Origin of the sequence: Clostridium senegalense (assembly GCF_018916625.1) — a bacterium.
Classification (GTDB): domain Bacteria; phylum Bacillota; class Clostridia; order Clostridiales; family Clostridiaceae; genus Clostridium_J; species Clostridium_J senegalense.
Window position 1 is genome coordinate 343,705 of sequence record NZ_JAHLNC010000002.1, and the last position, 26,488, is coordinate 370,192.

General features: G+C 25.8%; 21 protein-coding genes and 1 other annotated feature. Of the genes, 5 read left to right on the plus strand and 16 right to left on the minus strand.

Annotation, left to right across the window (positions count from 1 at the left end; translation table 11 throughout):
- Positions 1 to 16 precede the first annotated feature (16 nt).
- The 6 genes from KQI36_RS06785 to ord all read right to left on the minus strand — a co-directional run bounded on the left by KQI36_RS06785 (position 17) and on the right by ord (position 6,404).
- Entirely contained in the window at positions 17 to 391 is a 375-nt protein-coding gene (locus tag KQI36_RS06785) for a GntR family transcriptional regulator (RefSeq protein ID WP_216450247.1), read from the minus strand.
- A gap of 117 nt (positions 392 to 508) precedes the next feature.
- Complete coding sequence (locus tag KQI36_RS06790; protein WP_010294538.1) at positions 509 to 856, minus strand: arsenate reductase family protein; 348 nt, start codon at positions 854 to 856, stop codon at positions 509 to 511.
- Positions 857 to 1,135: 279 nt separating this feature from the next.
- On the minus strand, positions 1,136 to 1,543 hold the full coding sequence (locus tag KQI36_RS06795; RefSeq protein ID WP_216450248.1) for a hypothetical protein: 408 nt from the start codon (positions 1,541 to 1,543) through the stop codon (positions 1,136 to 1,138).
- A gap of 1,455 nt (positions 1,544 to 2,998) precedes the next feature.
- Entirely contained in the window at positions 2,999 to 3,766 is a 768-nt protein-coding gene (locus tag KQI36_RS17840; protein ID WP_342357381.1) for a LytR/AlgR family response regulator transcription factor, read from the minus strand.
- Positions 3,727 to 5,064 carry a sensor histidine kinase gene (locus KQI36_RS06805; protein WP_216450249.1) on the minus strand — a complete coding sequence of 446 codons (1,338 nt, stop codon included), beginning with the start codon at positions 5,062 to 5,064 and terminating at the stop codon, positions 3,727 to 3,729. Before KQI36_RS06805 ends, KQI36_RS17840 begins: the two co-directional genes overlap by 40 nt.
- 293 nt (positions 5,065 to 5,357) lie before the next feature.
- Positions 5,358 to 6,404 carry a 2,4-diaminopentanoate dehydrogenase gene (ord, locus tag KQI36_RS06810; protein WP_216450250.1) on the minus strand — a complete coding sequence of 349 codons (1,047 nt, stop codon included), beginning with the start codon at positions 6,402 to 6,404 and terminating at the stop codon, positions 5,358 to 5,360.
- Positions 6,405 to 6,952: 548 nt separating this feature from the next.
- Between ord and KQI36_RS06815 the strand changes: the two genes are divergently transcribed.
- A complete protein-coding gene (locus KQI36_RS06815) occupies positions 6,953 to 7,597 on the plus strand; it encodes a TIGR01906 family membrane protein (protein WP_216450251.1) in 645 nt (214 codons plus the stop codon).
- A 93-nt stretch (positions 7,598 to 7,690) separates the two neighbouring features.
- Here the strand turns inward: KQI36_RS06815 and KQI36_RS06820 are convergent, their stop codons facing one another.
- The 7 genes from KQI36_RS06820 to KQI36_RS06850 all read right to left on the minus strand — a co-directional run bounded on the left by KQI36_RS06820 (position 7,691) and on the right by KQI36_RS06850 (position 14,883).
- Positions 7,691 to 8,722, minus strand: a complete 1,032-nt coding sequence (locus KQI36_RS06820) for a hypothetical protein (RefSeq protein WP_216450252.1) — start codon at positions 8,720 to 8,722, stop codon at positions 7,691 to 7,693.
- A gap of 72 nt (positions 8,723 to 8,794) precedes the next feature.
- Positions 8,795 to 9,481 (minus strand): early set domain-containing protein, encoded by a 687-nt coding sequence (locus KQI36_RS06825; protein WP_216450254.1) that lies wholly within the window; start codon positions 9,479 to 9,481, stop codon positions 8,795 to 8,797.
- Positions 9,482 to 9,679: 198 nt separating this feature from the next.
- Entirely contained in the window at positions 9,680 to 10,867 is a 1,188-nt protein-coding gene (locus KQI36_RS06830) for a pentapeptide repeat-containing protein (RefSeq protein WP_216450255.1), read from the minus strand.
- A gap of 83 nt (positions 10,868 to 10,950) precedes the next feature.
- A complete protein-coding gene (locus tag KQI36_RS06835) occupies positions 10,951 to 11,337 on the minus strand; it encodes a zinc-ribbon domain-containing protein (protein WP_216450257.1) in 387 nt (128 codons plus the stop codon).
- A gap of 189 nt (positions 11,338 to 11,526) precedes the next feature.
- Positions 11,527 to 11,817 carry a hypothetical protein gene (locus KQI36_RS06840; RefSeq protein ID WP_216450258.1) on the minus strand — a complete coding sequence of 97 codons (291 nt, stop codon included), beginning with the start codon at positions 11,815 to 11,817 and terminating at the stop codon, positions 11,527 to 11,529.
- A 75-nt stretch (positions 11,818 to 11,892) separates the two neighbouring features.
- Positions 11,893 to 13,233: a branched-chain amino acid transport system II carrier protein gene (gene brnQ / locus KQI36_RS06845; protein ID WP_216450260.1), complete on the minus strand. Its 1,341-nt coding sequence runs from the start codon at positions 13,231 to 13,233 to the stop codon at positions 11,893 to 11,895.
- Between the two features lie 132 nt (positions 13,234 to 13,365).
- Positions 13,366 to 13,626: a binding site (T-box leader), on the minus strand.
- A gap of 819 nt (positions 13,627 to 14,445) precedes the next feature.
- Positions 14,446 to 14,883 carry an ACT domain-containing protein gene (locus KQI36_RS06850; protein ID WP_010294566.1) on the minus strand — a complete coding sequence of 146 codons (438 nt, stop codon included), beginning with the start codon at positions 14,881 to 14,883 and terminating at the stop codon, positions 14,446 to 14,448.
- Between the two features lie 416 nt (positions 14,884 to 15,299).
- Between KQI36_RS06850 and KQI36_RS06855 the strand changes: the two genes are divergently transcribed.
- Positions 15,300 to 16,508 (plus strand): dicarboxylate/amino acid:cation symporter, encoded by a 1,209-nt coding sequence (locus KQI36_RS06855; RefSeq protein ID WP_010294568.1) that lies wholly within the window; start codon positions 15,300 to 15,302, stop codon positions 16,506 to 16,508.
- 573 nt (positions 16,509 to 17,081) lie between these two features.
- Positions 17,082 to 19,400 carry a putative mucin/carbohydrate-binding domain-containing protein gene (locus KQI36_RS06860; RefSeq protein WP_216450262.1) on the plus strand — a complete coding sequence of 773 codons (2,319 nt, stop codon included), beginning with the start codon at positions 17,082 to 17,084 and terminating at the stop codon, positions 19,398 to 19,400.
- A 97-nt stretch (positions 19,401 to 19,497) separates the two neighbouring features.
- Here KQI36_RS06860 and KQI36_RS06865 read toward each other — a convergent pair whose 3' ends face one another.
- Positions 19,498 to 19,656, minus strand: a complete 159-nt coding sequence (locus KQI36_RS06865; protein ID WP_199870341.1) for a hypothetical protein — start codon at positions 19,654 to 19,656, stop codon at positions 19,498 to 19,500.
- A 206-nt stretch (positions 19,657 to 19,862) separates the two neighbouring features.
- Here KQI36_RS06865 and KQI36_RS06870 point away from each other — a divergent pair, with 206 nt between their 5' ends.
- Positions 19,863 to 21,119, plus strand: coding sequence for an HlyC/CorC family transporter (locus KQI36_RS06870; RefSeq protein WP_216450263.1), 1,257 nt, complete (start codon positions 19,863 to 19,865; stop codon positions 21,117 to 21,119).
- A gap of 619 nt (positions 21,120 to 21,738) precedes the next feature.
- Entirely contained in the window at positions 21,739 to 23,025 is a 1,287-nt protein-coding gene (locus tag KQI36_RS06875; RefSeq protein ID WP_216450265.1) for a radical SAM/SPASM domain-containing protein, read from the plus strand.
- Between the two features lie 196 nt (positions 23,026 to 23,221).
- Here the strand turns inward: KQI36_RS06875 and KQI36_RS06880 are convergent, their stop codons facing one another.
- Together KQI36_RS06880 and KQI36_RS06885 are read right to left on the minus strand one after the other, a co-directional pair.
- Positions 23,222 to 25,717, minus strand: a complete 2,496-nt coding sequence (locus tag KQI36_RS06880) for an ABC transporter permease (RefSeq protein ID WP_216450266.1) — start codon at positions 25,715 to 25,717, stop codon at positions 23,222 to 23,224.
- Positions 25,714 to 26,394 carry an ABC transporter ATP-binding protein gene (locus KQI36_RS06885; RefSeq protein ID WP_216450267.1) on the minus strand — a complete coding sequence of 227 codons (681 nt, stop codon included), beginning with the start codon at positions 26,392 to 26,394 and terminating at the stop codon, positions 25,714 to 25,716. The genes KQI36_RS06880 and KQI36_RS06885 overlap by 4 nt, the downstream gene beginning before the upstream one ends.
- Positions 26,395 to 26,488 lie beyond the last annotated feature (94 nt).

Here is a 26,488-nt window from a genome sequence, read left to right on the forward strand (position 1 = left end):
CCCCTTATATCAAATATTAATTATTTTTCATTTTAGTATTTTCATAAACTTCTTCTAATAAGTTTATAAGTTCGCTTTTACTTATATTTTTGCAAATTGCTTCTTTAATTAAAAAATCCATTTCTTCTTGTATCTTTTTTAAAGATTTATCTCTTTTACTTATATTTATTGCTACTCCATTCCTTCTACTTATAGTTACATATCCATCATCTTTTAATATATTATATGCTTTATTTACTGTATGAAGATTAACCCCTAAATCACTAGCTAATTCTCTTATAGTTGGAAGAGAATCTCCTTCAATTAGCTCACCTTTTGCTATTTCTTTTATTATTTCATTTTTTAACTGAATATATATTGGAGTTTCACTATTTAAATCTATTTTTATCAACTTATCACCTCAGTATTATATTTGTTATATATGTAATATAACAAACGTAATAAGAAAATTCAAGCAAAAAAAATCTTAAAGTTTAATTTCTTTAAGATTTTTATTATTTAATTTATATTATTGTTCTTTTATCCATTCATTCCAAGTATCAGGAGAATATCCAATTGTAGCTTTCTTACCATTTCTAACTATTGGAGTTTTATAAAGTTGCGGATTATTTAATAAAACTTCCATTCTAGTTTCTTCTCCTCTTATTTTATCTAGATTCAATTTCTTATAATCCTTTGAAGTAGAATTAATTAAATTGTTTAATCCTACTGCATTTTTTATATTTTGAAGTTCCCCTTTACTGGGAGCTTTCATTTTTAAATCTATAAACTGAAAGTTAATTTTTCTTTCTTTAAAAAATCGTTCTGCTTTTTTTGTATCAAAACATTTTCTTATTCCAAATATTTGTATATTCATTTAGTACCACCTTTTTTATTTAATTTTTTATTTAATTAAGTGCCTATAGAGAATCAATGTTATCTTTAAGTTTATTCATAAAATCCTTGTTATTAGTTGATAAAAATAAGTACACCTATAGGTAGTTAAGAATTAACCCTTTTTAAAATGCGTTTATTATTATTAGAATCATAATAAATATTTTAAAGATATTAAATAAATTTAAATTGGAACTTATTCCCCTATAATTATATCATTTTAAAATAGAAAGAAGCATATGAACATTCATATGCTTTCTTTTTAACTCATACTTAATCTTTTATAAGATTTTAATGCCATTTCTATCAATTCTTGTGATAAATTTATTATTTCTGAAATCTCATCTTCAGTGAAATCCCATTGTTTAGCAAGATGATCAACTAATTCTCTTTGCTTTTCATGAAAAACTCCATCTGCTAATATCATTCTGTATAATTCAAAAATAACTATATTTTTAATTTTCTTTCTTGAATTCTCAAAATCTTTGATTATATCATCAAGTTGCCTTTTTCTAGGGATATATGCATTGTCAAAAAAGCCACATTCTTCAGAAAATTTTTTAAGCATCCAACTCTCGCTAGCTGTAACATATCTATCAACTTTCATTGTATATTGGGCCAAATCTAAAAAACTTTTTCTCTCTTTTAATTGCAATTCCATTAAGAACATATATATCACCTCTATTTCAAAATATATCAATATTTTAATGTTACATAATCTTTTAAAGTAAAACATAAAACCAAATTATTATGTACTTGATTTCTATATCATACCCTAACTTAATGATTTTAATTTTAAGTTAATTCTAAGTTAATTTTCATAATAATTTAAATTAAATTAATTTTTTATCAGTTTATATTAATATACTATAATTTATTATTTTTTTCAAATATAATAAATTTACTTTTTTAAGTATAAAATTTAACTTTTCAAGTATTATCCATTCTTTTTTTTATAGATATTTTGTATTATATTTTCATTACTTTACATATTATCTACATATCATTGAGGTGAATACATTGGTAAATAAAATTTTAAATTTTTCTAGTGTTGTTTTAGCATTAATACTTATATCTTTAGCTTATTCAGATATAAATAACCAAATTTATTTTATTAAATTTTTTTCTATAATACAAATTATTATTTACTTTTTTATTATATTAATAATTATATTTTTACATAATAAATTAAATATATTTAAAATTTTTTTATGTATATCTTTATGTTTATTAGGACTTTTAAATTTCTTTATTTTTCTAATACTTTAAGTATAAATTAATGTATTTTAAGTAATATATATTTAAAAATAATTCTATTTTTTATATTATAAAATAAAATAATATTAATTATATTATTTAAACACAAATTATTACATACTACTATCATTTATATGTATATTAAATTCTATATACATATGTAAAATAGATTGTTGTATAATTGAATTTCAGTGTAAAGTATATATTATTTTTCATTACTATACTTTAATTTGCGACACTCACTGTATAGACAACAATCTATTTTTATTTATGTTTTATAATATAAATATTAAGGTTTTTTCATTTTAATATGATTATAAATTTTTATTTTCTATTGTTTAGGTATAAAAAAATGTATTTCAGGTAAAATAGATTTAAAAATTTTATAAAATGATATATATTGTTTATGGTTTAAGAATTTATACTTCATAAGGAGAAACTTATGATATATTATATATTTTTCATAATATGTTTTATCATTGCAATATGGTTAAGATTTTTTAATGATATTAAAAATAATATCATAATTCAAAAAATCTACATATTATTAGATACAGTTCTTATTTTTTATATTCTTTTGTTTGTAAAAAATTTTATAATTGTATTTTTGAAATTAATTTTAAATAATTAACAATAATATAAATAAATTCAGCTTAGAATATTTAATTATATAGAAATTAAAAATTATTTTTTATTTTTAAATAAAAGATTTTACTTCTTTTTAAAATTGATAATAAGCTTATAAACTAAAGATTAATTTTGTTTTATAATAATACATACCAAAAATTTAAAGTCATCAACGTAAGACTTTAAAATCATATATATAGCAAAAGGCGAGTTAAAATTTTAACTCGCCTTTTGCTATATATTAAATTATTTCTTTTATTAGCTTACTCATAAGTTTTGATGCTATTAAGCACATTTCTCCATTTTTTAAATATATTAATTTTTCTTTAGTATCAATTTCTTTTATATAATTTTTATTTACTATGAATGACTTATGACATCTATAAAAATCTTCACTCAACTCTTTTTCCATATCTTTCAATTTACCATAAAACTCTATTTGTCTTTTTATTCCATGTAAAATTATTTTATGCATATTATGTGATGTTTCAAAAAATAATATTTCATTATAATCTACATTTATAATTTTGTCATAAACTTTTATACTTATACTTTTTTTACTTTTTTCTCTATTTAATTTCCTCTTAGCTTTTAAAATACATTCTTCCACTCTTTTTTCTAATGTATTTATATCCCCTTTATATATATAATCCATAGCTTCTACTTTATATAAAAAAGTAAGATAACTCATCTCTAAATGTGCTGTTATAAATATTACTACTCCGCTAGAATCATATTCTCTTATTTTAGAGGCAAGTTCAATTCCATTAATATCCTTATTTAAATCAACATCTAAAAAATAAACGCCTACAGTTTCGCTATTCTTTAAATATTTGATTATATCATTTGGATTATCTGTAGAAATTTTAACATCCAAATTTATGTTTTTTTCTTTTGCTATTTTTTTTATTATTCTATTAAATTTTTGTCTCTGACTTTTATCATCTTCACAAAGAAAAATATTTATAACTATCCCTCCATTGAATAAATTTCTAATGTCTGTATAAATTCCCCATTATTTAATTGAATATCAAATATTACATTTTCATATTTATCTAACACTTCTCTTAAATTGCTAAGACCTAGGCCTCTATTCTCACCTTTTGTTGAAAAGCCTCTTAAGAATAATTTACTTATAGGTGGTAAAGCCTCTTTATAGTTATTTATTACTATTATTAAAATAGATTTTTTCTTTTTTATAATCCCTAATTTTAAAAATGGTTTTTCACATTGTAAAGAAGCTTCTATAGAATTATCTAATATAATTCCTACTACCCTACATAAATCTAAAATATTCATTTTCACTTCTTTTATAGGATCAAATATATCTATATATAAATTTATTCCTTTTTCCTTTGCAACTATCATTTTAGATGACACTATACCTTTTAGTTCTAAAATCTCAATATTTTTTAAAACACATAGTTTAAAATTATTTGAATTCATTTCCTCACTTAAAGGTGCAATATTTTCATTAAAAAATTTTTTTAGTCCTACCATATCACCCTCATCTATATATCCGGCCATAGATGAAATAATATTTATATAATCATGTCTGAACTTTCTTACCCCTGCATATACTGATTCTAAATTAGATGTGTATTCTCTTAAATTTTTCAAATGTATTTTATCATTTTCAAATTGAATTTCTTTTCTTACAGTGATAAGAACTGAATAAATAATAAGTATTAATGTTATAAAATATATTAAAAATAGTGCTCCATTAAATTTAACTAATTTATTTGATATAGCAAAACTTTCGTTTAATATTATGTTTACATAATATATTAATAATGTTAATGATAATATTATTAACACTAAAACAGAAGTTTTAAATTTAAAGTAAAAATCTATCATAGATAAATTTTTTCTAAATAATTTCCCAACAAAATAACTTATAAAATAAACAGCTACATAGACCATAATCCAATCCGCTAAAAGCTTAGTATATGTAATTTCAATATTTAAAGCTAAATCAACATTAAAAAAACCTATTTTTATCCAATCAACAATATAATCTCCTATAACAAAAGTTATTGTTGAGAAGATTACGGTCATAGTACCTAGTAAAAGTTTTTTATTTTTTATATAGTATATTATTATCAAAATTATATTAATAATAATTACTGGCAAGCAATCGCTTACATATGTAGGTAAATATTCTTCAAAATAAGTAACTGTTATTGTTATTATATCTATTACTGCTAATATTAAAATAGTCTGTTTTATATTGAACTTTATATTTGATATGTTTATAAAACTTCTATAAATAATCGTAGACAAAAGTATTATATATAGTATTAACATTTTAACCACTGCCTTATATTTATTTATTAACAATATTATATATAAGTTAATTAATACCTTATTTTAATATAACATAAATTATAAATTATTTACATATCCATTTATTACTCATTGTAAATATTTAAATAAATTTATAATTTTACCTAAATATTTTATTTTTTTCTTTAATTTTAATTTATTTTTTTAATTAACTTAATTTTATATATTTTAAAATAAGATTATTTTCCACAAAAAAGCAGCTTAAAATTTAATTTCAAACTGCTTTTTACTAAAAAATATATTTATATTTCTATTTATTTTTTAATAAAATCTCTATAATCTCCCATTATGGCTCTTGGCACTGGTAAGTCTATCATTGTTTTTAACCCTGGATCTGCATTTATAACATGAGGTATCATATTCACACACATAGCTATAGTTCCAAGTCCACCATCAACCTCTGGCTTAATTGACATACTAACCTCTGGAGTTCCTTTTATTGTTATATAATCTCCTGTATATGTTCCTTCCATTTCAGGTTCAATTTGTTGAGGATGTATCATATCTATTTTCACTTCTCCATCAACATAACCTTGTCCTACCATATTTACACCTGCCACATCCCCAGCTGCTGCAAATCCATATGGTGCTTTTCTATCTACTTTAGTTATAATAGGACTCATTTGTTGTTCAAATTTATCAACTTTAAAACCAATAGCATCCCCAATCATTCTTACTGATTCTGCAAATCCAACGTGTCCTGCTAATTTGCCACTTTCAACACCTTTATTAAAATTTTCAACTGATAAACCTACTCCTTGTTCTTCCATAACTGCTGGTCCAAATGGAGATAAACTATTTACTCTTTTAGCTTCTATATGTTCAACATCTGTCATACATCCTGTTAAGCATACAACTAATAAATCCATTATCAACCCTGGGTTAATACCTGTTCCTAAAATTGATACACCATTTTCCTTAGCTATTTTATCCAATTCTTTTGAAATCTCTGTGTTTTGTGCCTGTGGATAAGACATTTCTTCTGCTGTAGATATTACATTTACTTTTTTTTCTAAGGCAAACTTTAATTTTGGAAAAGCATTTTTAGTAAAAGAATCTGTAGCACATATACAAACATCACAACTTTTTTCAGTCAAAACATCTTCAATATTAGCTTGCACTACTACATCTTTTCTATTGCCTTTTTCAATATTTAATATATCAAATATACTCCTGCCCGCTCTTTCTGGATGCATATCACAAACTCCTATTATTTCTACACCCTTTCTTCCTAATAAAACTTTAGCCATACCACTACCCATAGCTCCAAATCCCCAAAGTGCTACTTTTACATTTTCCATATAACTTACCCCCATTTTATTTCTTATATTTTAAAAAAATCTTCACTTAAAATTACTCTATAAGCCTTTTAAAATTTAAATCAAACTAAATTTCCAAGCATGTCCTATTTACTCATATAAATATTAGAATATAAATCTTAAATTCATACAAATCTAAATAGCTTATATCATAATTATCATGCAAAATTCGTGCCAAGATTTTATTGAAATAACCTATCATATTATAATAATTATTATAGTAGTTATTGATTTATACCATCATTTCTTAAATTTACTTTTCTAATCTGCAACTTATTTTGCTTAAACATACCTCTTTCATTACAGTTTTTTCTACATATCATCTAAATTTTTAAAAATAGCAACTTTTTTTGCCTTTAAGTGCATATTTTTATGCTATTTTTAATTAATACATTCATAAATATCCACTATTATGAAATTTAATAAAACTTTAACATTTTAATTTATCCTTTCTTAGTTTTAATTGAATATTTGTCTTTTAAAAATGGAAAACTATTCATATATGTTTTTTATTTTTAGGAGGAATTTATGTGGATTTTAAATATATATTTTTAAACTATTTTTTGGCATTTTGTATAAGTATATTTATAATAATATCATCAGTATTCTCAGTATGTATGTTTAAACCGTTATATTATTTTGATATAAACGCATTAAATTTACAATCCAGAATGCCTATATCTATATATGAAATCAAAAAAAATTATAACTATGCAGTAGATTATATATTAGAAAAGACAGATGATACTTTTTCTTTACCTTCTCTACCATCTTCTGAAAATGGTAAAACTCATTTTTATGAAGTTAGGATGATATTTAAATCATTAAAAAGTTTATGGATTATTACTTTTGGAGTTAGTATTTTATATGGAATATTTAAAATTATAAATAAAGATTATTTATTTTTTAAATATAGTGGAAATATACTAATTACATTCTCAGCATTAATAGTACTAGCATCCTTATTTAACTTTAATTATATTTTTACATTGTTCCATAAACTATTTTTTAATAATAATTATTGGATTTTCAACTCGTCCTTAGACCCCATAATTTTATTGTTACCAGAAAAGTTTTTTTATCACTGTTCAGTTATTATATTATGTATAACCAGTTTGTCTGGAATAATCTTTAAAATAATTTATCAAACTTTCAAAAAATCAAACCGAAAATAATAAGTATTTTATTATTTTTCATTGATGTACATATGAATTTATCAATTAAATTTTAAAAATAAAGTCTGTAGTGTAAATCTACAGACTTTATTTTTATGCTAGAATAGAAGTCATTCCTATACTTTCAGTATTATCCTCATATCCTTTTTTAATTTCTTCATTTAATTCATTATATCCTTTAATTACTGTATCTTTTATATTATTTTTAGCATTATTTATACTATTGTATATGATTTTACTTGCATCTTTTACTTCTTTTGATACTGTTTTTGCTGTATTAACTACCTCTTTACTAATTGATATAACAGACTTAGTTACCTTTTCAACATCAGACATAGAGTTTTCTATAGTATTTTTTATGTTATTATAATCCTTTTGTACAACTTTATACCCATTTGAAATTGTATTAGGAATTCTTTTTATAGGCTCTTTTATTGAGTCTATTCCACCTTTTATAGATGCACCACTTTCAAATACTTTACTTATGATGCCCATACTTGGATTATCAATTGTCGCTTTAACACTAGCAACTGTAACTCCTACTTTTGCTGCTACTTCCATAACATCTGCCCCTACAGAAACTGACGTTTTTATTGTTGTATTAATTAAAGATGTAGCAGAACTTTTAATCTCTTCTGCTGCTTTTTTTAAATCGGCGACTGTAGTTGTTACTTGTTTAACGGTACTAGCTACTCTTGAAGCTGTGTCTGTTATCTTATTCGAAACAGATTCTGAAACATCTTTTAAAGTCTTTGCTACCACTTTAGCAGTATCCCCAATAGTTTTTGAAACAGCACTTACAGTTTTTACAACACTTTCACTTACTGACACTGCTGTTTTAACAAAAGTCTTCACATTACTAGTAACAACTGATAATCCATCAGATACTGATTTGAAAAATCCAGATATTGAACTTTTGGTTGTATTTTGTTCTTTATTTACCGTGGATGAGTTACTACTTAAATTTACAATTGACTCTTTGTAGTTTTTCTCTAATTTTTTTACACTAGTAGCTTGTACATTTGAACTACATTTACTCCTCTCCACATCTTTACTATTTGTTTTGCAACCAGTTGTTTTGTTCATAATACTTGCATTTAAATTAACATTACTAGTTATTTTCATAACATTTTCACTTCCTTATTTTATTTTTTTCTATATAAACTCTATATAAATAAAGAATATATTAGCAGTTTTTTAATATGTCATTTGACCATTTGCAGAGTAAGCTCCAGTTTCTAATAAAGTAAATTCATCTTCTAAAATAAACTCACCATCTATAAAAAGTTTGATTTTCCAGGTTCCTAATTGATACTTTCTACTTTTATTATCTAAATCCATCCAAAACCACAATGTTATAGCTTTCTTATTTTCTGGAGGATTAAATAAATTATTTTCTGTTATTTGAAAAAGTTCCCCAATAGGGTTATACCATGCTGTAGTTACAGAATGTAATCCTGTAACATTTGTAAATTGAAATCTTGTTACAACTTTCTTATCCAAAATAGTATTGAAAGTCTTTTTATTTACTAATATCTCATCTTCACTTACGGTTGAACTTATATCGTATTTCTCTATATGTGTAGTATACTGAGTATTATTGTACATTCTTTCATTTTTATCATTAATAATGATAGTGGACCAAAGTGATTCATTTTCATCTGGCAAATAAATATTAGCTATTGGATCATTAAGTTTTAATTCTTTATTGATAAGGAATTTGTATTTATACTCTCCTGGTTGTAATACACATTTTAAAACCCATATGTCATTTTCTTTTACCATTATTCCATCATTTGGATTGAAATTATTAAACTCACCTATAACTGATATTGTACTAATAGGTACATATTCATTTTCTTCATACTTAAAAATTACTTCCATATAAAATACCTCCTAACTGTTTATTAACTTTTAAAATAACCTTTATTTTAATTCCATACAATAAAATTTTTCTTATTACATCTATTTTCGTTAAATTATTGATAACATTTATCACTTCTTTTTCTACATAAAAATACACTACATAAAACTTATGCAGTGTACTTTTACTTAATTTTTTATTATATATTTAAATTTATTTTATCTAACTAATTTTTTAGTTAATGTACCTATTCCAACACCCATCATTATTACACCTATGCAAGTTTCAACATTTGCCAAAAAGTATGCATCTGGAATAGGTTGTGCATTATTTACTCCAAGTCCAGCAAACATTCCAACACTTAAATTTAATGCTTCATTAAAATCAAAAGCAAGTGTGGATAGTTTAAATCCATCATTTAAAAAGGCATATTTTATAATCTCACTATCAACTTCAATACCTACTATTAAATAAGCTATTGCGAAAACTAACATTATTCCAATAGATGTATATATAGCATATAATGGTCTTTCACCAAAACCACAACTTATCCAATTTATTAAAGCTCCAAGTCGTGGTAACGGTCTTAATGTCTTTAATTGAGTTTTTTTTGCTAAAAAATAGTACTCACCAAAATTATTTTTCATTTCATTTTCCTTAAATTTATCTGCTAAGGTTTCATAAACCATATAAATGCCTTCATATTCATTTCTTGTACCTTTTTTTAATTCAATTTTATCAAAAAAAGTTTTTTCATCTATTTTACTCTTAAATTTATCTTTAAAATCTAAATCTTCTATATAGGTTTTTGTAAGTTTAAAGCAAGATAAATCTACATCTTTAAATGTTATCCTACTTAAATGTGAATTAATTATGATTATAGAACTCATATCGCTAAGTTCAAAATTTGTATCTTTTACATTACAATTATCAAATATAGCATAGTTTAATAAACAATTATAAAACCTTGCATATATATCACATCCATTAAAAGTACAAGAAAAATTATCATTTTTATTCAATGATGGTAACTTATCCGTTTCTTCCTTTATAAATATACAGTTTTCAAAAATTACTCCTCCACCATTTAAGTTACATTTATTAAAGTAACAGCCTATAAATTTACAGTCTTGAAACTTTATATTATGAAATTTGCATTTATCAAAGGTAGTACATATAATATCTATACCATTAATTTGCTCAAATTCTTCTTCGTTTTTTACTCTACCTTTTCCAAAAGTAGTTTCTTTAAAATCCTTAAAACTATATTTTTTATCCGGATTATAATTTACAGACATGTTTTTTGTATCTCTTATTTCATTAAACAACTTCTCATTATTATTATTTCTGTTACTTAGCTGGTTTTTTAATGCTACTCTTTCCTCTTTAAAATTTATATAAGCCATTTAAACCCTCACTTTTAATTTTTTAATAAACAATTTGTATTATTTATATTCTTCCCAAATGGCCTTATTTTATAAATTACAATTTACTCTATTTTTTCTCCACAGTAAGGACAATATTTAAAATTATTTTCCACAACTTTACCACAATTTGAGCAAATATTGCCATGTGAACAAATTTCATTTCTTTCTTCTACAGGTTTTAAATCCCAATAATTAAACTTAACATCTTTGTCTTTTTCAAAACCTTTTCCTTTTTCAATTGGAACTTGATAAATAAAATCACATCCATTACATACCACATAATATTTCTCATTCCACTTAAAAATAGGTATAAAGAAGAAATGAAAAAAACTAAATGTCTTTATAACCCTTCCCCCTAAATCCATATCACAATTTCTACAAGATATATCATTTAAATTACCTATCTCTTTTTCTTTTTTTTCTACTCCAAATACGCCTATAAAAAACATATACTCCTCCATATTTAATTTAAAATTTTTACTTCCGCTTCTTTTATACAAAATCTTATACTTTAATATGTTATATGTAAAGATATACCCATGCTTATTTTCATATGAAAAACTTAAAGCTATGAATTATTTTATTAACTCATAGCTTTTACATTTATAATTACAGTCATTAACTATTTTAAATTATATTTATTTTTTAAATCTTAGAACTTGAATACCTGTAAAAATTCCATATATAATAAGCATTACCGAAATTAATCTTATACTAACACCTAAATTACCATCCTCATTAATAACAAACAATATTATTGCAATACTAATTAACAACATAAATATAGATAAAAACATTAATTTATGTATATCCATACCACAATTTAAAATTTTAGCTATAAAAATAATAACCGCAATACATATTAATATTATTCCTATCACTAAATCACCTCTTACTCTATTACTTTTATATGCTATATTTTTAAACATTACATATACACTTTTATGTATGGTGACAGTCATTAACTATTTAAAATGCATTCTTTCATTAGTCCTATTTATATTTTATCCAACCTCTACCAACGACTTTTCTTTAACAACAGAAAGTGCTATTCCTAAAAGCATTCCAACTACTGCTGGTACTACCCATCCTAATCCCTTTGAATAAAGAGGTAAGCTACTACATAAATTTGTAACAAACCCTAACTTTACACCTACTTGTCCTAGTGAATCAACTAAACTTACAATTCCAGTAAACAATATAGTTAAACTATAAACTATAGAACTCTTATTAAATAAAGTATCTAACATTGATAATAGTATAAGCATTAATGCTATTGGATAAATTGCATTTAGTATTGGTACAGATATTGATAAAATTTTTGTTAATCCCATATTTGCAAGTGTCATACTAGAAACACATAATACTCTAACCCAAGTCTTATATGATATTTTATTGTTTAGTGATTGAAAGTATTGGCTACAAGATGTTATAAGTCCAACACTAGTTGTTAAACAAGCTAAAGTAAATACAACAGCTAGTAATACAGCGCCTGGCTTACCAAATATATACATTGTCACATTTGTTAACGTCTGCGCTCCATTTTCAGTAGTTCCAAATCTTTCACCACTACTTGCACCTAAATATGCAAGCATTGAATAGATAATTACTAACAAAGTTCCAGCTATTGCTCCAGCTTTTATCGATGTTGAAACTATAACCTTTTCACTTTTAACTCCTCTAGATTTTATTGCTAAAGCAATAACTATTCCAAAATTCAAAGCTGCTATAGTGTCCATAGTTAAATATCCATCTAAAAATCCTTTAACAAAAGGAGAAGTCATATACTCTCCTACAGGTTCTCCGAAACTTCCTAATGGTTTAAATAAAGCACCAACAAATATAACTAATATTAAAATTAACAAACTAGGTGTCAACACCTTCCCCATACGGTCTACTAATTTAGCTGGTGATAAGGAAAGCCAATAAGCTATCATAAAAAATATAAATGTATATAATAACAACGCTAACGTTTTTGATATACTCTGTGGCAGATATGGTGCTACTACCATCTCAAAAGGTAAGCTCCCTGCTCTTGGAATTCCTAAACAAGGTCCTATAGATAGATATATTAACACTGTAAAAATTATTGCAAAAATAGGATTAACTCTTTTAGCAAGATTAGTCAATCCACCACATTTAGCAACAGATATTACTCCTAAAATCGGAAATCCCACAGCTGTTATAAAAAAAGCTCCCATACATATCCAAGTTTTTATGCCAGCTGATTGTCCTAAAAATGGTGGAAATATTAAATTTCCAGCGCCAAAAAATAATGAGAATAGCATTAATCCTATAAGTAATAAATCTTTTTTTGATAAGTTTTCATTTGATAAGTTTTTCATTTACAATTTCCCCCTCGTTTAAACATAACTTCTTTTCTATAACCTATAATCTCAATCTCAATTTCCATGAAATCCCCTCCTTTAATAAATAAAAATTATAAATTTTTATAAAATAAAAAACTCGCCCCTAAAATAAGGGACGAGTTAAATCGCGTTACCACCCTAATTCTATAAAATAATCTATAATAAATAGACCTTTATAGCTCTTAGTTACGTATCTATCAATACGCTTATCTTTTAACGGTGAAAGAATCCGGTAAAACTTACTTAAACTAAATTCAGTTTTACTTCTCAGAGATGATTTTCCACTATACCTTGAACATTGGCTTACAGCAAAATGCCAACTCTCTGTAGAACAAAATATTGCTTACTTTTTCTCTTCATAGAATTTATTTTGTTATTTATTGTTTTTATGTTATACTCATATTTATTTTTTGTCAATAGCTAAATTTTAAAAATATTTTTAATTAATAAAAACTTAAATTATAAACATTTTATTCTTACATTGTATATTTCGTATAACTTTTTTCAACTTTCCACTATTTTAGTATATATATTTAACCATAATAATTTATAAATTTCTTTATTCGTATTTTATTTTAATTAATATGCTTTGTATTCTCCTTAAACACAATTTTCTCTTTTTGTTTTTTAGCTTATTTTTTATTAAAGCTTTATTCTTTATTATTGGCCTTATTACTTAAATTAATAAAAATAACGTTGTAATTCTAAAGCTTTTCTTTATATTTTAATTTTAACTAAGTATCTCTAAAAACTTAATAAAAAACTCTTTATTTTTTATTTTCCTTTGTTATAATACTAAATGAATTAACATAACTTTTCTTTACAGATAAAATTATTATAATTTATATTGGAAATATGTTAATTTTATTATTAAAAGCTTAAAACTTATTTATAGATAAACTGGTAATTCTATATTAGTTGATACTTTTAAAAATAAATTAAACACTAAAATGCTAATTACTCTCACGATACATGTGAAAGTGTATCTTAATTAGATAAATTTAATTTAGAAGCAGTAGACATACTGTTTATGACATTAATTTAAATCCTTATTAAAAAATGATTAAGTATTGCGCGCTTAATCATTTTTTTGTTTTTTGTACAATTTTATCTAATTTATATATTTTTTCTATACATTCTTTTATCATTTTTGGTTACAGTCATTAATTTTTGTATTATACCATCATACTATTCAATAGCTATTAAATTTATTTTTATAACCTTACTTAATAATTGCATTTCAGCTATAAGCTCTTCAATATCACCTTCAAGATTTAATATATCTAAAGTTATTGTTATATTAGCTGCTCTATTTATAGGAATATCCTGATTTATTGTTATTACATTTCCTTTAAACTTTACTATTGTCTCAAGTATTTCAGATAAAGCACCATATTCGTGACTTGCTAATATTGAAATTGTAGCTTTTTGGCCTTTTACATCCTCTGTCATCAAAAAAACCTTATCTCTATATTTATAATATGCACTTCTACTAATACCTACTACTTTAACTCCCTCTGTTATATCCTTTACATGTCCTTTGTATAACAATTGTTTAACCTCAACAACTTTACTGAATATTTCCGGTAAGACTTCACCATCTACAACAAAATAATTATTTTCCATACTATTCCCCCTTAATTATTAATCCTAAAATTTTTAAACATCCAGTTTTTTGATATAAAGTTAACTTTAGAACTTTTTTAAAATATAGCAACCTATACATTCTATTCACCTATTATATTTTGCAATTCTTACTCTTTGTACTCTTCATAAATACAATCTTTTCTTTTTGTGTTTTAGTCTAATTTCTATTAAAGCTGTATTCATGATTATTGGCCCTATTCTTTAAATTAACGAAAATAAAGGTGTAATTCTAAAGGTTTTCTTTATATCTTTATTATAACTAAGTATCCCTAAAAATTTAACTAAAAACTATTTATTTTTTATTTTACTTTGCTATAATACTAACTACATTAACACAAACATTCTTAATTTATCAAATTATTACAATTAAACTATAAAAGGAGGTTAATTGACTTATGAAAAAATTAGGACTTATACCAAAACTTATAATCGCAATAGCACTTGGAATTATTTTTGGAGCATTCTTTCCAAGAAGAGTAGTGGAGATTCTAGCCACCTTCAACTCAATATTTGGAAACTTTTTAAACTTTGTTATACCTCTTATAATTGTTGGATTTATAGTTGCTGGAATAGCTGAATTAGGGACAAGCGCCGGAAAGATGCTTGGAGTAACTACCCTGTTTGCATATGTATCTACACTTATAGCTGGATTCTTTGCATACTTTGTAGCCTCTAAATTATTCCCATTTTTTATAGCTACTACAAAAACTTTATCAAATGCAGTTAATCCAGAAGATCATTTACTTAAACCACTTTTTGAAATTGAGATGACACCTTTAATGCCTGTTACAACAGCATTAATATTAGCATTTCTTCTTGGTTTAGGTATTGCAGCTGTTAAAGGAAAAACTTTATTAAATGCATCGATAGAATTTCAACATATAGTTAAGAAAACAATAGAAAAAGCTATAATTCCATTATTACCAATTCACATAATGGGTATTTTTGCAAATATGACTTATGCAGGAGAAGTAAGCAGAATATTGTCTGTATTCTGGAAAGTATTCTTGATTGTACTGGCAATGCATATATTAATGATAATATTCCAATTTGCAGTAGCTTGTTTGGTTGGTAAAAAGAATCTTATATCTTGCTTAAAAAATCAAATTCCTGGATACTTAACTGCAGTAGGTACTCAATCCTCAGCAGCTACTATTCCAGTAAACTTAGAATGTGCTGAAAAAAATAATGTATCTAGAGGGGTTAGAGAATTCGTAGTTCCACTTTGTGCAACTATACACCTATCTGGAAGTACAATTACTTTAACATCATGCGCTATAGCTATAATGTTATTAAATGGCATGGCACTATCATTTAGTCAATTTGCTGGTTTTATAGCTATGCTAGGGGTTACAATGGTTGCAGCCCCAGGAGTTCCAGGTGGTGCTGTAATGGCCGCACTAGGAGTTCTTCAAACAAATCTTGGTTTTAGTGAAGCTCAACTTTCTTTAATGATTGCTCTATATATAGCACAAGATAGTTTTGGTACTGCTTGTAACATATCTGGAGATAATGCAATTGCTATCTTAGTTGATGCTTTTAAAGATAAATTGAAACCTAAAAATGCTAGTTACTCTAAAGATACACCTGAAAATGTATCTTAATTAGATAAATTTAATTTAGAATGCAGTAGAAATACTGTTTGTGACATTAATTTAAACCCATACTGAAAAATGATTAAGTTTTGCGCACTTAATCATTTTTTATTGCCTGCATTTTCACTGATACATATATTTATAAAAACAATTCTTCTTTATATTTCTCCTATTGAATTACCATAGAAGCAGTTTTTTAATGAAACAATCTCATATTAAATTATAATTACAAGCACATACATATAATTTCTTTCTATTAATACACATAAAAAATCAAGATATTTTTTATCCTATAAGCCTTATAACACTTTTCATATTTTAAGTTCTAAATATAAAAACTACATTTAGTATCTTATTCTCGAATATTCTCATTTTATTTCTAAATATGTTGATTTAAATACTAATTTCATTTTTATTGACAAATTGTGAATTTTTTTTAGGAACAAATGGTTTTTTAACAAATTTATATACAATATGTAAAAATTATCTTATTATATTAAATATAAGTTAGTACCGCAAACTTATATTAATACACCAAAAATTTTCAAAATTCATAATTTAAAAACAAGGAGTTGATAATCAATGAAAAAAAAATCTTTATTAATTGGTGCTATTGCCCTGTTAATGGGTATAAGCATTGGTAATTTTAAAACAGCCCATGCACACACTAACGCAACAGGAATGTATGTTAATCCTACAAATGCAAAGCCGTCGGATATTATTACTAATGATTGGAGTGCAATTAAAAACCCACCATATACATATTGGGCAGTACACAATTGGAATGCCGGAGGAGAAGCAGGTGGTTATGCTGGTTTCCAGCAGCGTGCTGACAGGCGTACAGCTCATTTTGCAATTTGGGATCCAGTATCAGTTAGACAGCCAATTGAAGCAGAATATCTTTCTCCAAATTCTACTTCATCCCGTTTTGGCGGTGAAGGTGAAGGAATGAAAGTTGAAACAAATTATAATTGGCAACCCAACAATTGGTATAAAATGACCATGCGTAATTGGCAAGAAGATGGACACACAAAATTTGGTCAATGGATACGGGATGAATCTACTAAACAATGGAAACAGATAGCTATTCTAGATTTTCCAGTAGCAAATGTTAACTTTAATTGGGGTACTGGAATGTTCCAAGAAGACTGGGCAGGAAATGGGCACCAAGAAAGAGAAGCTAGATTAAAAAATTTTTATAGCAGAAATATTTCTGATGGCTTATGGAATTCTTTAAACAAACAAAAAATAACTAGTCAATATCCTAATATGAACTGGAATGGTGGAGGAAATTCAGAATATGTTTGGGTTAGTGCAGGTGGTAATGCAAAACCATCTATTAGTAGTGGCCAAGTATTTCAATTAAATCAGCCTAATACACCTAATGTTGGGAATTTAGATTTTGATATTACAAATAAAAAATACGAAAATGGAAAATTAAATATATCATGGAAATTAAAAGAACAAAGTACACCTCAATTTAAAGGCAAGATAGAAATTTACGATAATTCTAGCATGACAGGTACACCTATTAAAACTATTAACAACATAAAATCCTATAAAAATGAAATAAATGAAGTTGTTAATTTAAATATTTCAAAGGGACTGTATGCTAAAGTAATATTAACAGATTTATTCGATAACACAGTTACTAAGACTGCTACTCTAATTAATGGAAATGGAGAAGAAAATAAAGGTTCATCTTTTACATTTGATTTTAAAGGTTATAGTGACAAACAATTTGCTAAACTTGATCTTGACCTTACAAATTTAACTAGTAAGCTTACAGTTGAAAATATTAAAACTCATTACTACTTTAATGATAGCTATGCTTCAATTTTGATTCAAAATGAATATGGACAAACTATTTTTGATAAAGACTTTATTGGTAATAAAGTAAACGAAGCTATGGTAAAAGATATACCTCTAAAAGAAGGTTATTATTTAACAGTTAAACATAGAGAGTATTCAAATAGGTTATTTATAATTAATAATGATAAAAACTTATCACTTAATAAAGGTGCAACTAATTCATATAAGATTAGTAAAAATCAATTAAATCCAATTGATGAAAACGATATACCAACTCCTGATAAAAATCCTTATTTAGGTGAAAATTTTAACATTACATTTAAAGGTTTAGGTGACTGGATTTTTGGAGAACTAAATTTAGATTTAACATCTAAACAAGCTAACCTTAAAATAAACAAAGGTGAACCACATGTTTATTTTACAGATAGTTATGCTTCAGTTGTAATTAAAGACACTGAAGGAAATAATGTTTATTCTAAGGATTTTATTGGAAGTAAAACAAATAATGCTTTAGAAAAAAACATTTCAATTAAATCTGGCTACTATATAACAATAAAACATAGAGAATCAGATAATCGTTTAATAATTACCAATATAAACAATAATTTAGAATTAGATAAAGATAAAAACATAACTTATAAGATAACTGATGTTGGATTAGTTAAATGTTCAGAAAATGAAATCCCTACTCCAAGTAAACCAACTTATTATGGAAATGAATTCAACACGGTTTTTAAAGGATATGGTGATAGAATTTTTGCAGAAATGAACATGAATTTAGATGAAAATCAAGCAACAATAAATATATCAGAAGGTATAGTTCATAGTTATTTTTCAAATACCTATGCTTCAGTTTTAATTAAAAATTCTCAGAATGAGACTGTATATTCTAAGAATTTTATTGGAACTAATAACTACTCTAAAAATAGTGAGACAGTTTCTATTGATGAAGGTAGCATAATCACAATTACTCATTTAGAATTTAGTAATAGATTACAACTAATTAATACAGAAAATCAAACTGAATTAGAAAAAGGTTCTTCTGTTACTTATCAAGTTATAGATGGTGGCTTAAAGAAACTTGATTAACAAATCAAGTTTTCCACTGCTCAAATAATGTATCAACAAAAGAACTATTACTTAGCTAATATTTAAATTAGTTAAACAATAGTTCTTTTATTTTTATTTATATATATCTACATACATGTGTTCTATCAGGACGAATTTCTCCACCACATTCGCCACATATTCCTATAACTTCATATGCATAACAAATCACGCTAGTTGATAAAATAAATCCTGCTACTAATCCCCCTAAGACTACTTTTTTTAATTTTTTACTCATAATAATCCCCCTTTTTATAATTTATTATAGCTCTTATATTAGCAATATTTTGAAAAAAAGTAAATATATTTATTATGTGCTTTCGTTAATTTATTTTAAATATTTTATTAAATTTAATTTTAATTTTTATAGCCAATTATGGATTAAAAACTTACATATTACAGATAATATTTTAAAGCAATAAATTTTCAAACGAGGTATTTACTATGAATATAAATAATAGTGGAAAAATAATTATATTATTTTTTCTTTTAGCATTATCATCTTTCTTTTCAGCATCTGAAACAGCACTAATGTCTTTAAGTAAATTACGAGTTCGATACTTAGTTGATCAAAATATAAAAAATGCAGATATTGTAAGTAAACTAATTGATAATCCAAACAAATTATTAAGTGCTATACTGATAGGTAATAACATAGTAAACATTGGTGCATCTTCATTAGCCACAGTAATTGCAATTGATTATTTTAGTAGCGCTGGAGTTGGTATTGCAACAGGAGTAATGACAATTCTTGTATTAATTTTTGGTGAGATTACACCAAAATCTTTTGCTGCAAATGACCCTGAAAAAATTTCATTAAAAGTATGTAAGATAATATCTTTAACTATAATTATTTTAAACCCTATAATAATTATTTTTAATAAGTTAACTGAACTTATACTAAAATTACTAGGAAGTAAAAATAATTCTAAGAAACCTTTTATAACTGAAGATGAATTAAAAACCTTAGTTAATGTTGGACATGAAGAAGGCATATTAGAGATTGAAGAAAAAGCTATGATTCATAATGTTTTTGAATTTACGGATTTACAAGTAAAAGATATTATGACACAAAGAACTAATATAATAGCTATTCAATTATGTACTCCATATGAAGATATAATGGAATTATTCAAAGAAGAACATTTTTCACGTATACCTGTATATGAAAATAATGTTGATGAAATTGTAGGTATACTACATCTAAAAGATTTAATTTTTCATAATATTGATAATGATAACTTTGATATAAAAGAACATTTAAGAACACCTTACTTTACTTATGAATATAAACCTATTTCTGAACTTTTTTCAGATATGAGAAAAAAAAGAGTTTCTCTTTCAATTGTTCTAGATGAATATGGAGGAACAGCAGGTCTTATATCAATTGAAGATTTAGTAGAAGAAATCGTTGGTGATTTAGATGATGAATATGATGAACACACTAAAAATATAGAAATAATAAATGAAAATGAATTTTTAGTTGATGGGTTTACTAAACTTTCTGAAGTTAACGAAATTCTAGGTTCATCTATTGAATCTGAAGATTTTGATACTATAGGTGGTTACATAATCGGCGAATTTGGTTGGATTCCTCAAGAAGGAGATATGATAGAAGTAAAAGACTTAACTTTTATTATTGATAAAATTGATAGAACTAGAATTTCCTTAATAAAAATAATAAAACATCCTAAAATTTAATATTTTTAGGATGTTTTATTATTTTTATTCTTATATTATTTTGCTATTTCTCACTTATAATTCTACAAAAATTTATTAGAAATTTGTTTAATTAGGCTTAATACATTTATACTATTCTTGAATTTTGTCATAATATAAAATAAATTTTTCTACATTTTTACAATTTGTTAATTGTAATACCTTTTATTAATTGGTATAATTTGGATAAATTAAATATTACAACTACTGTTTTCTTCTACTTATTAAAAACTTAGATATACTTATTATCAAAATTACTAAATATTAAACATCATTTACTAACTTTAATTTAAGTAGTCTTAGTTTAAATTAAGTAGTTTATAAATAATTTAAGAAAGGGGGAACTTCTATGAAAATAATTAGAAGAAAAAATAAATCTGCTAATATAAAATGCTATTATCCATTACCAGAACATGCACCATGCCCAAGATACGGACTGTAGTTTTTTACAACTATTAATAATGACATATTTACCACCGGTTAACGCCGGTGGGTTAAATTTATTACTATAAGATTCCAAGTTCACTTTTTTATAATTAATTTTATATAAATCCAATTAACAGTTTAATATCTTTAGTTCTTATAAGGAAGGAGCTTATTTATGGATTATAAAATCTCTCAATTCAATATAGTAGTGCCAGTAGACAATAGCGATGAACTTATTTTATTTAATTCAAAAGAATGTTCATTTGTTGTTTTAGATAAAGAAACTCAAAATTTTTTAGCGGATATAAACAAAATTAATGAATATGATGACGAAGTTGTAGAAAACTTAATTGATTTAGGATTTATAGTTAATATAGATTCAGATGAAATTGAAGATTTAGTTGAATCAACTCAACATGCACGCTTAGCCAATGAATCTTTATCAATTACAATAGCAACAACACTAGATTGCAATATGGCTTGCCCTTATTGCTTTGAGCATAAAAACAAAAAATATTTAACTGAAACTACTGCAGATAAAATAATAGAATTTATATTAAATAAATTATCCACAAACCAATTTAAAAAATTACTAATTACTTGGACTGGTGGAGAACCATTATTAAATAAGGATATTATTAAATATATAACTGAACCTATAACAAAACATTGTATTGAAAATAAAATAGACTACCATGCATCAATAATTACAAATGGATTACTTCTCACAGAGGAAAACGCTAAATTTTTACAAGAAATGAAAATTAGAGATGGACAAGTAACCTTAGATGGTTTTGAGGAAACTAATAATAAAAGAAGAATTGCTTTAAATGGTTATAATAGTTTTAAAACTATTTTAAAAAATATAAATGTTGCCTGTACATATTTTGCTATAGTAATCAGGATAAACATTGATAATAATAATAAATATGAAATTAAAGATTTACTATCTTACTTATATAATGATTTAAATTATAAAAGCAACAAAAAAATTTCAATCACTCTAGCTCCAGTATCTGGATGTGATTCTGCCCTTACATTAGATGACTATTATAAGTTTTATAGAGATATATACGAAGATTATATGATTGATGATAAAGTTGAAAAATTTTATCCAGTTCCTTTAAGTTTTGCTTGTGGAGCACTTTGTAAAGATTCTTATGTAATTGGACCTGAAGGAGAAGTGTATAAGTGTTGGGAAGAAATAGGACAAAAAGATTTAACTATTGGTACAGTTGATAATCTATGTGATAATTGTGAGCGCTGTCAACAATATTTGAAAGATTTCTGGCCTAAGGAATGTGAGGAATGTTCATATTTACCTATGTGTCACGGTGGATGTCCAATAAAAAGAATAGATAATAATAATAAACCTATCTGTGCACCCCAAACTCAAGCTATGGATATATATTTAAAAAAATACTATAAACTTTGGGAAAATGAAACTGAAGAATGTTCATAAACCAAAAACTAATCACCAAATTTATTATACAATCTTAAATATATAATAAATTTGGTGATAGCTTTTTTTAATATGTTTAAATTTTTCAATTATAATTTAAACATATTATCCTCTCTGTTTTAAACAAATAAAAAATTTATAGATTTATACTACTATTATAAAATCAAAATATTATTATTTATTTAAATTTATTCTTTTATAATCCATCAACCCTCAAAAGTTCTACAACACTTTCTTTACCCATAAAGCAATAGGAACTATATGGAATAAGCAAACCTAATACAAATAATATGGGAAAGATGATTACCAGTGATAGAAAATTAAATTTGAAGTTTAAAAACCAAATTTGATTACATAGTGGTCTTACTATAAATAGTGAACTTCCTATGCTCAATAGGATAGAAATTACCAAAGTAAATATGACATAATAACATCCTTCTAAACATAGCATTTCAACAAGTTGCTTTTTGGTCATACCTATACTTTGTAGTATTGCAAGTTCTTTGCGACGAACTAGAATACTAGTTAAAATGGTATTGATAAAATTCAAAATACCAATTATTCCAATAATAAATGCAATAGTGCCTCCAATCAATATGATTGTATTCTTAATATCTGTAACACCTGCTAAGGTACTGAGTTTAGACTTATAACTCATTGTTGGCTCAACACTATTAGTATAATTTTTTAGAAATTCTTCCATATCAGCTTCTTTATATTCTGTAGCATCAAAAACATAACTCATAATATAATTATTGCCAGTAACTTCTTTATAACCTTCCACTGGAAAAAAAAAGCAGGAGTCCACCCAATCATAAGTATTTCCCTCGTTTGCAATAACATGTCCAAGTACAGTTACTTCATGAATATTACCATTATAATTCAATTCCAATTTATCTCCAATACTATGATTCATACTTTTCATATCCATATGACCTCGGGAATCTACCCAAACCCCCTCTAAGATGTACTTCCCTGTTGAAAGTTTCTCTGTATCTATTTCACCATCTACTAATTTCATACGGGAAAATGGAAATTCATCCATACCATATATATGTGTAGGAAATGAACCGTCTTTCTGCTGATTGCTGCAAGTTTGTTTAGTGGTTTTGCTTGTGTATGTAGCTCTACAGCCGTATTGGCGACCACCGGTTTTAAATCCATCATGTTTTTCTACAGCAGTTATAAAACTTTCGCTAAGGGCACTTTCTGCATTAACTTTGTACTGAAAAAATAAGTCGGTATTACCGATGCAAAAATCTGAAGTATTGGCATTTTTAAGAGCATTCTCTGGATCTACGCTCTGCGAAAAATTAAAAACCGTGTTAGTTAGCACTATGCTAAGCGAAAGACTTATAATAACTAGCACAGTACGTTTCTTATTTCGTACAAGATTGGCCCATGCCATCCTTTTTTCAGGAGTTCCATTCCTTGTCTTCTTTTTTTTCTTACCTTTGTTTAAATTGTAATCAGTATAGCAAACAGCTTCCATTGGGGATACTTCTGCCGCCATTTTTGCTGGCTTTCGAACGCTTATAAATACGGTGATTAGTGTAAATATAGATGCCAACACAAAAATAAAAGGATTAGGTGATGCAATTGCTGTATTCCCCTTAAAACTAGATTGTATCAGTAACATTGGTAGCAATGCTTTACCCATAAAAAAACCACCACAAAGCCCCAAAGGAATGCCAATTAATGAAAGCATCACGGCCTGTCGGTTAATGATTCCATAAAGTTGACGTCCTGTGGTACCAATAGTTTTCAATAACCCATAAAAATGCATATCGCGCAAAACAGAAATCTGAAAAATATTATAGATGATTAAATATCCTGTGAATACAACTAATAATAAGGCACAAGATAGTGCACCAGCTGTTCCAATCCCCATTGTTGTATGCTTAGACAAATATCGTGGGTTAATTCCTGTATTTATATAATTTTGTGCATTTAAATCCATAGAAAATCCGCTATCTTTCACTACCTTCTCCAGGTTTTTTTCAATATTTTGCTCATCTTTAAATTTTATAATTCCAGTGATGGTTCCAGTTTCTTCCCGATTTTGGCAGTAGGTGCTTTTCAATTCATCCAAATGAGCATTAACATAAGCCTTAGACGCAATAATGGTACCATTTCTTACACCTGGATAACTCCTCCACCAACCGGCAAGTATGAAATCACGTGTAACTTTTTTATTGTGGATAGTAAAATCTAGTTTTATATGAGTTCCCAATTTTTGTGGTATACCAAGCATTTCTAGTGTTTTCGTATCGGTGATAATCTCTTTTTCTGCCTGAGGTTTATGCCCAATTGTAGGCTCAACAAACGCATACTTCAAACCAAGATCATCATAATACCAAAACTCTGTGTATCGCTTCATAAGTGATTCATTACCAACGCTGTCAGCAAGTTTGCGACAATAGGCAATTTCCTTTATCAAAGAATGCCTGCTTATATTGTGATACTCTGATTCAGTCATATAATTTATACGCGCTTGCCCATCACCACCAGACATTATCATGTCAGCACGCTGTATACTTTTTACCATACCAAACCCCATAGTAAACATACCGGTAAATAAAAGTGAAGTTAGTGCAATTGCAAACACAGCTATAATGTTGCGTGTTTGGGCAGAGTTAAAATTCTTAACTGCTAATTTGCAAATTATCTTTCTGTTTTTCACTCGAATCATATGGTATCACCACCTGATATTTTTCCATCTTCTATACGAATAATACGGTCTGCAAGCTGTGCAAGTTCTTCACTATGAGTAATCATAACAATAGTCTGATTGAATTTTTTTCCTGTCACTTTTAAAAGCCCTATCACATCCTGACTGGTTTTGCTATCTAAATTGCCAGTAGGTTCATCAGCAAGTACAATAGCTGGTTTTGTTGCCAATGCCCTTGCAATAGCAACCCGTTGCTGCTGTCCACCAGAAAGTTGATTTGGTAAATTTTCTAGTTTGTTCTCAAGTCCTAGCACCTTAATAATTTTATTTACATAACTTTTGTCAGGCTTGTTACCATCTAACTGTATAGGTAGTACAATATTTTCATAAATATTTAGCATAGGCACAAGGTTAAAACTCTGAAATACAAAGCCAATTTTACGGCGTCGGAAAATTGTCAATTCTTCCTCTTTCATTTTAAAAATTTCTTTGCCATCTACCATTACATTTCCACTAGTTGGACGGTCAAGACCGCCTAGCATGTGAAGAAGTGTAGATTTCCCACTACCTGATACCCCTATTACTGCGATAAATTCACCGTTTTCTACAGAAATACTAACACCATCCAGCGCACGCACAGCCATTTCTCCACTCCCATAATATTTTTTTAAGTTTGTCGTTTCTAATATGGTTTTCATAGTGTCCTCCCCAAAATTTACATCAAAATTTTTGTTATACAAAAATAATAACAAAATTTTCTTTCCACATTCTTTCTGAAATCTATCAGTTTTG